The following is a 12075-nucleotide window of genomic DNA, read 5'->3' as shown; positions in this document are numbered from 1 at the left end:
TTTTTGAAAATGCGGTGTTTTCTAAGGTGTTTAATTTGTTGGGTTTTTGTGGGGTTGTTGGGCTTTGTTTTGTGAATCACGCAACAAATCGCGCTGCTTTGCCGAAAACTAATGGGAGGGCAGCGCGGATGCGCACCTCGCACCTCAGTCGTTCTATGGTTATGGGAGTTCAATAATTCTGGTCAATGTGAGCACAACTACGGGAGAGACCATCATGACGAGTTTAGGCACGGTGCAGCATGGCGGAACAAGGGTTTATGAGGGCTTCGAGAGTCGATTCGACGATTTGAAGAGCGACCTCAAAGATGTCCAGGAGATGAGGGAGCAGGTAAAGAACAACCCCAATTTGTCGGATTCCGAGAGGGAGTCGATGCTCGAGAGCCTGGATAAAGCAGAAGCTGCGATTCAGCAGGGACTCGATTACGCAACCAATAGTGGCCGATATGATACCACCGCTGGAAATAAGCAAAATGACGGTGATCATTCGGCGGTTGAGGCCGCGATGGCGCGCGCCGAAAACTCAATGAATCACGTGGAGCAGCAGTTGATGATCGCGGACCGATTGCCGCCTGCGCAGGTCTCCGGGCCGCCGGCTTCGCAGGGGGCGAGCGGGGCTTCTGGGACCGGTGGGGCATCAGGAGCGGACGGAGCTTCGGGGGCCGGCGGCACGTCTTCGTCTTCAGATGCGGTTGATTCCGGTGACTACTTGGATATCGCTGATTTGGATGTCGATAATATGGTGAAATTGATGAGTACTGATCCCGCGGCCGCGATGGCGACATTGAAGGGTTTGGATCCTGAGCAACGCGGTATTGCTCTGCAAACGATTAACGCAAAGCTCCAAGAGATGAACCAGATGTTCTCGATGATGAGCAATATGTCGAAGTCGCTGCACGATACGGCCAAGGCGGCGATTAATAATATGCGTGTCTAACGCGCTTCATCATGAGCGTTTCGTGAGAGGCGCGGCGCCCACGAAGCGCTCAGGGGCATCAATGAATTGCAGTGGCGTGGCTGGCTGGTCCAGACAGATGATATCTTTCAGCAAAAAAGGAGAGGGAATGAAGCAGCAGATGAGCGAATCGACGGAGCGAGCCGACAGAGTTGCTGACGCGGCCATCAATCACGATGAGGCGGCGTCGGCGGAGCTCGCCGCAAAGATGGCGGCGTTCGCCCAGCGGGTGCTCAATGGGGAGCGCACGGCTGATCTATTTGGCATTGGGGATGGGTTTATCGACGACGCGGTTGCCCAGGCCTATCAGTTCTACGGGGTGAAGAGCTTCGACAAGGCCGAGACCTTGTTGCGCGGGGTTATGGCGCTCGACGCTACGCGGGCGTATCCGCATTTGCTTCTGGGAGATATCCTGCTGCAGAAGTCAGACTACGGCGCGGCGATGAAGCAATTTGAGCGCGCTCATGAGTTGAACCCCGAAGACGGGGAGATCCTGGCCAAGCTCGGTGAGGCGAAGCTTCGTGCGGGGCATGCGGATGAGGCGAATCGCTTCTTATTGGCCGCGATCGACGTGCTCCCGAGCGGCTCGCAGCATCACAAGCGCTCGAGTGTTTTGCAGAATATCGCCCAATGCAGCAGTCGTGAAACCAGTGCCGCGGGGCATCCGTGAACGAGCGACGCGAAGCTCGACGCCGCCGGCTTTTGATGGCGCGCGAAGCCGCCAGTCGCGCGGTTTTAGAGGGCGGCCGGCCGCGGGGCGATGCCACGGAACCTACGCCGGCTAAAGCCGATACTCAATCGCGCGCGGCAAGTCTTCAAATCCCTGAGCACGCCCTCGCCGCGCTCGAGTTTCAGGCGCAGCGCCTATGCCGGAGTTGGCATCTGGCGAAGGCAGAGGGCGTCGCGCGGCGAGTCCTTTCCTTTGACCCGCATCGCCCGCGCGCCTGGCGGGTGCTCGGAGATATCGCGATGCGCCGACGGGAGTGGGCCCAAGCCTTCGAAAATTTCGAGGCTGCGCTGCGCAATCGGGTCGCCGACCCGATGCTCTGGTGTCGCAGCGCGGAGGCGTTGCTTCAGCTGGGCGAATACCCGCGCGCCCAGCAGCGGTTCATCAAGGCGGTGACCCTGGATGCCTCGGCGGAACAGGTTGCGGGGCAGCGGGCGCGCAGTTTTTTGACCTATTATGAAAAGGCCTTTGAGCGGGCGGGGCGGTTGGGCAAGGGTGCCGATGACGGGAGGTGCAGCAGGCGCAAGGTTGAGGTCGAGGAGCAGGGGGTAGCGCCCATTGAGGCGGGCGACATCAAGACCCGCACGCTCTCCGAGAAAGACATGAAGGCTGCGCTCGCCGAGCGCTTTCGCGTGGGCGCGCGCGGCGAGATTCACGCACCGCGGGTCAGGGGGGAGTTCCGTGGGTGACTTGCAACGCCACGTAGAGCCGTAGGAGGCGCGTGCTGGCAAGGGGTGACGTTGACATCACCGGGGGCATTCTCTATTTTTTGAACGTCAAATTTGGATTTGAAACAGCCTCTTTTTGCTTCCCGTTTCTTGGCAAAATTAGAGCGATAAAAGCTGGGAGTTGCAGGTCGCGGCGAGGCTAACTTCGCCGCGATATTTTTAAGAGAAATCTACGTGCGAAGACCGAGATATTCTATGCAGTTTTTCAAGCGGCACTCTGGGGCGTTGGTTATTCTGCTGAGTTGTCTTGCCTTGGGGCTTACGCTGGGCGCGTGTAGCGACTCTGAGGGCGAAGGGAGCATCGTCACGGGGACCTCGGGCCGGCTCTTGGTTCAGCCCTTGAACGTCTCTTTTTCGCAGGTCGCCCTGGGCGAGACCCAGGTGCAAGATGTCACGCTTACCAACATCCATCCCAGCGAGTCGCTCACGATCTATAGCGTCGCGCTCGCTGCGCGCGATGGCGGCCGCGTCGCTGACCTGAAATTGCTGGACAAGCCTACGGCTGAGTTCAAGCTCGCGGCCGAGGAGTCACGCACCGTTAAGGTCGAGTATCGCGCGACCGGTGAAGCTAATCGTGCGAAGATCGACGTGGTGAGCAGTGACCCGAATTACGGGCGAGAGACCCCGTTTTCGCTCAATGTCGATACCCAGGCCAACCGGCCCCAGATCTCGTTTTCGCCGCGCACCGTGAGTTTCCCTCCGGTCGGTCAGGCCCGGCAACGCCCGTTGACGATCTATAATTACGGCACCGCGCCGCTGATTATCTATGACGTTGGCTATTCGGGAAGTTCGGAGTTCTCGATTGACCCGCTGTCAGACAGCGAGGTTGTTTTGCAACCCTACCAGGCTTCGCTCGCCGCGCAGAACCCGAGCGCCTATGGCCTCGAGGTGATGGTTCATTACAGGCCGCAAGGCGCCGGAAGCGCCGGCGTTGGCAAGATTCGGGTGGAATCAAATGACACCCAGGAGGGTACCCAAGAAAGCGGGCGTGGCATCCAATACGTGGATGTGCTGGCCAACGCGGTGGCTCCTTGCATTATGGTGGACGGCAGCGTGCGCAATATTGGTCCGGTCCCTGTCGGGGCCGTTCGTCCTCACACGGTGCTCGTGACCAATTGTGGCTCCGAGGCGTTGGTGATTTCAAATATCGAAATCCTCGAGAACTCCGCCAGCAACGAGTTCTCACTTGATTTTGGCTCATGGGCCGTTGAGGCCGATGGTTCACTGGCCGAGAGCGTAACCATCGCGCCCAACGAGGACACGACCTTTCGCGTGGACTACGCCCCGCGCGAGGTTGGAAGTGACACGGGGAAGCTGCTCATCGAGAGCAACGACCCGGCTCAACCTGAGTTCGAAGTGGACCTGGTCGCGCGCGGCTCAGACGGTGTTTGCCCGGTGGCAAGCCTGCAGGCAAAGGTGCGCGGCGAGACCGGCGCGGGGCGCCCCACGATCAGCGCCACGCCCCTTGATTATATCGTGCTCGACGCCTCCGGCAGTCACGACCCCGACGGCCAGGTCGTGAGCTATGAGTGGACCGCGCTGCAGGTGCCTGACGGCACCGAGGTGGACCTTGGCCCCACGGTCGAAGACAGCGCCGACGCGGATCCCTCAAGGCGCGAGTTTCGCGCGCTGCTGACCGGTACCTATAAGTTGGGGCTTGAAGTCGTCGACAACGAAGGGTTCACCTCCTGCAATCAGGCGGTGGCGACCATCGTGGCGATCCCGAATAAGAAGATCCATATCGAGCTGACCTGGCATAACCCCGAGGACCCCGACGAGACCGACGCCAATGGCAGCGACCTCGACCTTCATTTTGTGAAGTTAGGGCCCGGAAAATGGTTCGAGTCGCCCTATGATATCTATTTTCGAAACTCGAATAATAGCGGCGGCGGCATCTGGAATCCCGAGAGTCCGCGACTCGACATCGATGATATCGATGGAATGGGGCCGGAGAATATCACCCTGGACGACCCGGTGAATTGCGAGTGGTACGGGGTGGGGGTGCACTATTATCGTGAGGCGTTCGGCACCGCCTACGCAACGATTCGAATTTATATCAACGAAAACCTTGTGTTCGAGGCGCTTAATAAGCCGATGGCGCGGGGCAATCAGTTCTGGGATGTTGGGCGAATCCACTGGAACCAGGCGGGCTCGCCGGGCTTTCATGTCTACGAGGTCGATGAGTTGATGCCGGCCAGGCCGGCTGAGCAACCGCCGCTGGTGAGCCAATCAATGGTCAATAGCGGGTTGTGCACGATTAGGGACTTGTATTAGAGCGGGGGAGCGTCGGCTTTTGATGGCCGTTCGGATCACTACGCAGTTGCGCATGCCCCGGCGTGCAGAATTCAGGTATAAAATACGATGATGGTTCCGGAGATAATCTGCATCGAGTGTGGAGGGGCAGTGGCGCGCGGCGAGCGCTGCGGAAATTGTGGGCATATGCCCGACGACGCCGACGCAAATACGGTGTGGTTGGAGGTCGGCGATCATTTCAGCCTGTCGCTCGACCCGGGCCTGCTGGGTCTAAAATCCGACGACAGCGCGCCGCTTCGCCTTGAGTTGGAGCTGGTCGAATTATGGGAGCATTATGACCATCGCCGCGTTTTGTTGGCCCACCTCGGCGGCTGGTCATGTGGCGACATTGCGCCCAACGACGCGCAGTTTTGTGAGAACCTGACTGATTTGACGCTGGTGGTCGAGCAGGAGGTCGACGACGTCCTGGGCGCCGTCGAGTTCGTCCCCAACAATCTCAAGCATTGGGTGCGCCGGCCGATCACCGAGCTGCGCCGCGAGGGGACGAAGTTGTCGGTCTTTCGAAACGACGGCGGCCTCGCCCTCGATGAGATGGTCGAGGTGGGCGTGGGGCGGCTCTCGCCTCGCCAGATTCGCTCCCTCTTTTTGCCGGTATTAAACGCGGTCGCGCTGGTGCACCGCGAGGGGTTGGTTCACCTGAGGCTGACCCCGTGGCTGCTGCGCATGCGCGACCGCAAAGACCCGGAGGGGATTCCGCTCGAGTTTTTGCGCGATGTGATGAACGTCGACGAAGCGGGGCAGCGGACGGGGTTGGGAGATGAGGAGACCTTTTCGGAGGACGAAGGCGAGGCCGCGGCGCCGGCGCCGTTGGCGAGCTCGAATCCCTTCGCCATGGCGCGCGAGCTTGAGGTTACGCGTGACGATGTAATCCCGCTGTCTGGCGGCGAGACGGTGGCGAGCGACACCGCCCCGGCGCCCGCGCACGCGGCGGCGGCCATCTCGGGCTTGGAGCTGCTTTTTGACGGCATCGATGGGTTCGTAAAGGTCGACGCGAACCTTGAGAATATACTCTTCACCCGTGGATTCTCAGCGCCCGAGCTCATCGCTCAGGGACCCATCGACAATTACGAAGCCTGCGATATCTTCAGCCTGGGCATGGTGCTGTATTTCCTGGTCGCCGGTCAGATTCCGCCGGTGTCGGTCTATACGCGCGAGACCCCGGCGATTCCGGCGTGCAACCTGCGGCCGGACTTTCCCCCGGGGCTTCAGGCGGTGATCGGTCGCGCGACGCGCCCAGACCCCGCCGAGCGCTACCCCACGGTCGATGCGCTGCTGAAGGCGTTTGAATATGCGTGTGACGTGATGGTCGCGCGGGCTGAGGGCACGCGCGCGCAGCCGCCGCGTGTTTCGGTCGCCGTCGACACCCACGTCGGGATCGCCAAGGGGCAGCGGAACCCGGTGAATCAGGACGCCGTTTTTGTCGGCGTCTCCGAGGACCATCGCCTCTCGCTGATGGTGGTCGCCGACGGGGTGTCGACGGCCAGCTATGGTTCGGGTGACCTGGCCAGCGGGGCGCTCGCTGCTGAGGCGTCGGTGGCCTGGGAGGAGTTGCACGAAGCCTATAAAAAGGATGAGGCGATTGAGCCGCAAGTGGTGCTCCAGGAAATTTTAAATCGCGCAAATGATCGGCTCGTCGATTATGTGAACGCGCGTTTTCTTCCCTTCCGAGGCGGCCCCCACGAGGTCATGGGCTCGACCGTGCTCGCCGCGATTTTCTACGACGGCGTTGTGACCTTGGTGACGCTCGGTGACAGCCGGGTCTATCTGTCGCGCGGTGATTTCTTCGAGCAGGTGACCACCGACCATAACCTGTGGACGCTGAGTATTCTCGATGGCATGGCCGCCGACAGCGCGCTCGCGATGCCCCACGGGGATGCGCTGGCGCGCTGCCTCGGGACCTTTATGCTGCGAGACGAGCGCCTGCACGCGCTCAACCCCGAGCCCGACGTGATCTCCTTTCCGCTGCTTCGCGGCGATACGCTCCTGCTTACGACCGACGGGCTGGTTGATTTCGCCGCGGCTCATATGCTGACCGCCGAGGATTATATTCACCATATTCTCGTCTCGGAGCCCGACCCCGCGCTCGCCTGCCTTGAGCTGATCTTATTGGCGAATCGCGGCGGCGGCGGTGACAATATCGGCGTGGGCATCGCCAAATTCATCTAGCGCGCATCCCCCGCGATTGACCGGCGTATGCTACACCGAGCACCTTCGCTGCGACCCCTTCCTTTTTTCCTCAATGACGAAGAACCATCCGCTTCCCGGGAGTTTTATGAGCACGCGCGTTTCGACTGTAATCATCGCGACTGTATTATTGCTTGGGAGCAATGGATGTAGTTTTGACGGCTCCGCGACGCCGCCGCCGTGGGATATGGAGGACGTGAGTACCATCGACGGAGGAGGCTTTGAGGACAGCTCTGGGGCGTCGGATGTCAGCGACGCGTCGGACGCCAGTGACGCTTCGGATGTCAGCGACGCGTCGGATGTCAGCGACGCGTCGGATGTCAGCGACGCGTCGGATGTCAGCGACGCGTCGGATGTCAGCGACGCGTCGGATGTCAGCGACGCGTCGGATGTCAGCGACGCGTCGGACACCAGCGACGCTCCGGACGCCGGTGACGCGTCGGATGTCAGCGACACGACGGATACTGGAGATGCCTCGGACGCAGGAGATGTGTCAGTTACCGGTGATTCCTCCGGGTGCGCGCTTCCGGTGGTCGACGACATCTACGTCACCAACGCCTGTCTCACCGCGGGGAGCGGCGCGCGAAGCGCCATCATCGTCGAGGCTCAGGGCCAGGCTTATTTGACCATCTCGATGACCACAAACGCCGGGGACTCGCTCGCCGTGACCCCGACCGGCAATAGTTATTATGCGTATTTAGACGCCCCGGCGGCGACGTCCGTAGCGCCCATCAGCGTGTCCATTGAGGCGATGGATTCGTGCGGGGAATATGGCAGCATCGGCGATGTCACCGTCGACGTCGCGCCGCCCTTGAACGGCAATGGAGCCGGCGCGGGTGGCTGCCAGGTGGGCGGGCATATGCGGGTTAAAGTCTTGGACGGCGCGACCCTGGCGCCCATCAACGATGCCTACGTGATGCTCGGCCAATCGCAGGTGCTTAACGCCTACCAGGAAGACCTCGCCTCGACCCCGAATGAGGCGAATACCGCGCGCACCAACGCCCAGGGCGTCGCCGAGTTCCTGGACTTCTCCGACACGCTGGACGGGGCGACCACCATCACCGCCGGGGCGATCGGCTATGCCTACTCGACCCTGGTTGAGATCAACGCGTCCGATATTGTCCTGCACCTCGACAAGGTGCAGCCCAACCTGCCCACCGAGACCTATACCGGGGCGCTTAATCACTTACCCGACGGGTCCCTCTCCGAGGTCAAAGCGGGGCTGATGTTCGACGATATCAATATGGAGCAGTTGATGGATTTCAATTTGGATTCCATCCTGGCCGATAGCATTTGTTATAACGCGAACTCATGGCTCTCAGATTTTCCGCTCTCGGACAATATCTATATCCCGCAGCAATGGGTCGGGGCGATTCGCGTCAACGAGAAGAAATATACGTCCATTCCGCTGGGACACGGGGCGCATAATTTGCTCGGGATTGGCGGCAATGTTTCGGCCGCGACCGTTCAGAGCGGCTCGATCCTCGATATGCTGGCGGGCTTTGCGTTTAAGAAGATCGGCGTGAAATCGCAGGTCGTTGGCGTATCGTCGGGGGGGGGCAATAATGTGAATGTCGGCCTGAGCGAATCGCTCGCGGCGAACGTGACCTGCTCGGGGTCGGGGGCGCCCGCCGACAGCAACGTCTTCTGCATGATGATGGGAGACTGGGATAGCGCGGCGAACCCGGCGCTCGCTCCGGGAGAGGGACGCCTGTTTTTGATGGGCCTGGGCGTCGAGCCCGAGGTTGGCGCGGGCGGGACGTTCGCGCTGTCGAACCTCACCACGGTGGCGGCGAGCGGCCCGTTTGCCGGCATTGAATATCTGGCGGTGAGCGTGGCGAGTTATTTTGACGCGGACGCCGCGCCGAGCCCGGATGTCGCCGGGGGCGTCAGCCTCATCGTGAAGCGCGACCTGGGCTGGGGTGCCGGGGGAGGCAACCTCGTTTTCGATGATTATCTTGCGCTTCAAACGTTGAGCCGAAATGGCCAAACCTTTAGCGCGTCGGCGGCGAACGCCCAGCCGGGCGCCGGAGCTGCTGGGCTCGCCGACGTTCGCCGCACGCTGCTTCGTCAGCGCGTCGACCGGGTCTACAACGTCTGCGGGGATGACAAAATAAGCACCACTTACCGGCCGCTTTGGACGATTCACGCCCGCGGCGACCAGGCCGACTTTACGCTGCCCACGCTTCCGGGCGGGTGGCCGCGCGCGGCCTATAATGGACTGCTCGACCCGGCGGCTACCGCCGAGAACGACGCGCTCACCTGGAGCCACTCGATGATCAAGCTCGGGCTCCTGCCGGGGTTTGACTTCGACACGATTCAGCTTCGCCAGATTCCCCAGTCGCTCACCCATGTTTCGAGCAACGCGGGCAACCTCTGAGCTGAAAAGATCGTGTTCAGTGTTTCTCCGAAGTTAAATTCACGGTATTTTACCGTGAGGACGTTTTCGAATCCCTTTTTTCGCTTTATCCGCGCACAGGAGCAGGTCACTTTGAGTCCAATCTATTCTGAAGATGTTTCGGTCGATGCCTTTCACGAGGTGCCCAAAACCGGGGTGATTTATGTGATGGGCGAGGCCGCGCGTCATGGGTATAAGCCCGATGACCCGAATTGGACCAACTTTGGCCAGGGGCAGCCGGACACCGGAGATCTTCCGTTCGCGCCGCCGCGGGTGGAGTCGATTCAGGTCGCGGTCGCCGACCAGGAATATTCGCCGGTCGCCGGGCTCTGGGAGCTTCGCGAGGCCGTGGCGAATTATTATAACCAGATGTATCGGCGCGGGATGGCCAGCCAATACAGCGCCGAGAATGTGTGCATCTCGGGGGGCGGGCGCATCGGCCTGACGCGGATCGCCGCCTCGGTGGGCGTGACGAACCTGGGGCATTTTTTGCCCGATTACACCGCCTATGAGGAGCTGCTCGGGCTGTTCCGGCGGTTCATGTCGATCCCGAAACTCCTGGACCCCGCCAACGCCTATGATTTCGCGGTGGAGGATTTAGAGCAGGAGATCCTGACGCGCGGCCTCGGCGCGCTGCTGATGTCGAATCCGTGCAACCCCACCGGAAAGTTGGTGGGCGGCGAGGAGCTGCGCTCCTGGATTCAGATGGCGCGCCGGGTGGACTGCACGCTGATCCTCGATGAGTTCTACAGCCATTATGTCTGGGACCGACCGGTCGAGGAGTCGACGGCGGCGAGCTACGTGGAGGACGTCAATAAGGACCCGGTGATTATCGTCAACGGCCTGACCAAGAGCTGGCGTTATCCGGGCTGGCGGGTGTCCTGGACGGTGGGGCCGGTCGATATCATCGAGCGCATCGCGAGCGCGGGGAGCTTCCTGGACGGCGGGGCGAGCCGGCCGCTGCAGCGCGCCGCGATTCCGCTGCTCGACGTGGAGCACAGCCGGGCCGAGATCAAGGCGATTCAGCACACCTTTCGGGCCAAGCGCGAGCTGTTGCTCGGGCGATTTAAGTCCATGGGGATCGGCATCGACCGGGTGCCGGACGGGACGTTTTATGTGTGGGCGGATGTCTCCAAATTGCCCGAGGGCATCAACACCGGGTCGAGCTTCTTCGAGGCGTGTCTGGAGAATAAGGTCATCTGCGTGCCGGGGGCGTTCTTCGACGTGAACCCGGGCCAGCGGCGCCAGGGGCGCCCGAGCCGCTTCCGCAATCATATTCGCTTTAGCTTTGGCCCCGAGGTTGAGTCGCTTGAGCGCGGCCTCGATCGCATTGAGAAGATGATTGATTCCTTCCGAAGCGCCGAAGCCCCGGCGAAGGCGCAGGCGCCGAGTCTGCTCTAAAGGCCGAGCTAAATCTGGAGCAAATAAGCCCCGACGCCACCTCCTATAAACGGGAGGCGGTGCCGGGGCTTTTTATGTCGAAAGCGGTGCAGTTGTGTCGTCTGGTCAGGACTGTTCTTTGCGCAGCGTCGCGACCTGGTAGGCGTCGACGGCCGCCCAGATATGCACGATCCAGCCGAGGGCGAACGCCCATAGCACGATGAATGAGATGAAGAAGGCGATGCCCTTGCCGAACTCACCGTTGTAGAATTGGCCGCTGCCGACAAAGAGCAGGCTTAAGAAGGAGGCCAATAAGGGGTCGCCGCGATGCCTTGATCGTGCCGGGAGGTTCGGGTCGGCCGAGGCCGGGACCAGCGCCGTCGAGCTATGTGGTCGCGGGGCGGCGTGGCCGCGGTACGCGCTGGGCGGGCGGCCGGGTTGCGCTGCGCTGGACTGAGCTGGGCGCGGGGAATGGCGGGGCGCTGCGGTGTCCTGAAGCGCGGTCACGCTGCCGTCGCAGCCATTGGGGCCAATCTCGGCCCAGCGCTGCTGGGGCGCCGCTGCGTAGCCCTGGTGTGACGGGGCATACTCGGCTGCGTTTCGCCGATGCGATGCGCGATAGTCGCCCCGGCCTCGCCGCGACGAGCGCGAAGTGTGTCGGGCGGAGCGCGGTGGGATATATTCGCGGGCGCTGCTGGTCGCGCGCGGGCGCGGCCGCGAGGTGCTCGGGCGCGTTTGGGGCGCCGCTGCGCGGTTGCGCGTGGCGACCGCCGTTCCGGCGTAGCCGTCGTATTGTTGGGCGGCGGCGCGGCGCGGGCCCTGGGGTGCACGAGGTGCGGGCGAGCCTGCGTAGCCGTCGGCTGCGCCATCGGAATTGGGTGCGCCGGCCTGCCCATCGGCGGCGCCGGGCACGGCATCCCAGCCGGTTGCCTGCGCGACCCAATCGGTTGACGGCTGCTCGGTGGTCCGACCCTCAAATGGGTAGGCCGACCCGGGCCGATAAAAGATCTCACCGTCCTGGTCGAAGTCGAACTCCAAGATCGATTCGCGGACCAGATCGTCGAGGGAAGCCTCGGCGTCGGCGGTGGGGATATCGAGCTCATAGGCCACAAAAGAGGGGCTTAAGGGCAGGTCTCCCTGCGCCCTATAAAGCGATACGATGCTACGATTTAATTGGTCGGGTCGGTGCATTGATTGGTCGCGTCCAGTCCCTAAAAAAGCAAAATATCGGCGCGGGGCATCTCTCACTTGGGTCACTTTGGAGAGGCGGTCCGCGGCGGTGCGTGCCTGAAGGTAGTTTGTCATTCTGGCGAGGCGGGTGCAACATCCCCGGCGATTTATCTTGCGAACGCGCAGCTCGTGTGTCGCCCAGGCTGGGGCGCCGTGTCGGCGT

At 61.7% G+C, this 12075-nt stretch carries 8 protein-coding genes; 7 read left to right on the top strand and 1 reads right to left on the bottom strand.

The annotated features are described in order from the left end of the window. Positions 1-214 precede the first annotated feature (214 nt). The 7 genes from DN745_RS09905 to DN745_RS09875 all read left to right on the top strand — a co-directional run bounded on the left by DN745_RS09905 (position 215) and on the right by DN745_RS09875 (position 10703). On the top strand, positions 215-934 hold the full coding sequence (locus DN745_RS09905) for a hypothetical protein (protein ID WP_111334450.1): 720 nt from the start codon (positions 215-217) through the stop codon (positions 932-934). Between the two features lie 127 nt (positions 935-1061). Next, on the top strand, positions 1062-1622 hold the full coding sequence (locus DN745_RS09900) for a tetratricopeptide repeat protein (RefSeq protein ID WP_162687582.1): 561 nt from the start codon (positions 1062-1064) through the stop codon (positions 1620-1622). Continuing rightward, entirely contained in the window at positions 1619-2368 is a 750-nt protein-coding gene (locus DN745_RS09895; protein WP_133621795.1) for a tetratricopeptide repeat protein, read from the top strand. The genes DN745_RS09900 and DN745_RS09895 overlap by 4 nt, the downstream gene beginning before the upstream one ends. A gap of 234 nt (positions 2369-2602) precedes the next feature. Further along, positions 2603-4681 carry a choice-of-anchor D domain-containing protein gene (locus DN745_RS09890; RefSeq protein WP_111334444.1) on the top strand — a complete coding sequence of 693 codons (2079 nt, stop codon included), beginning with the start codon at positions 2603-2605 and terminating at the stop codon, positions 4679-4681. Between the two features lie 129 nt (positions 4682-4810). Next, complete coding sequence (locus DN745_RS09885) at positions 4811-6886, top strand: protein phosphatase 2C domain-containing protein (RefSeq protein ID WP_162687581.1); 2076 nt, start codon at positions 4811-4813, stop codon at positions 6884-6886. A 214-nt stretch (positions 6887-7100) separates the two neighbouring features. Next, the gene (locus DN745_RS09880) at positions 7101-9284 is read left to right on the top strand and encodes a hypothetical protein (protein ID WP_162687580.1); all 2184 of its coding nucleotides are present in this window, start codon (positions 7101-7103) and stop codon (positions 9282-9284) included. A gap of 186 nt (positions 9285-9470) precedes the next feature. After that, the gene (locus tag DN745_RS09875; protein WP_111337624.1) at positions 9471-10703 is read left to right on the top strand and encodes a pyridoxal phosphate-dependent aminotransferase; all 1233 of its coding nucleotides are present in this window, start codon (positions 9471-9473) and stop codon (positions 10701-10703) included. A gap of 105 nt (positions 10704-10808) precedes the next feature. Here DN745_RS09875 and DN745_RS19560 read toward each other — a convergent pair whose 3' ends face one another. Then, positions 10809-11873: a hypothetical protein gene (locus DN745_RS19560; RefSeq protein ID WP_204354959.1), complete on the bottom strand. Its 1065-nt coding sequence runs from the start codon at positions 11871-11873 to the stop codon at positions 10809-10811. Positions 11874-12075 lie beyond the last annotated feature (202 nt).

Origin of the sequence: Bradymonas sediminis, assembly GCF_003258315.1 — a bacterium.
Taxonomy (GTDB): domain Bacteria; phylum Myxococcota_A; class Bradymonadia; order Bradymonadales; family Bradymonadaceae; genus Bradymonas; species Bradymonas sediminis.
The sequence above is the reverse complement of the archived record's forward strand: the minus strand, read 5'-3'. Positions and strand labels throughout refer to the sequence as shown.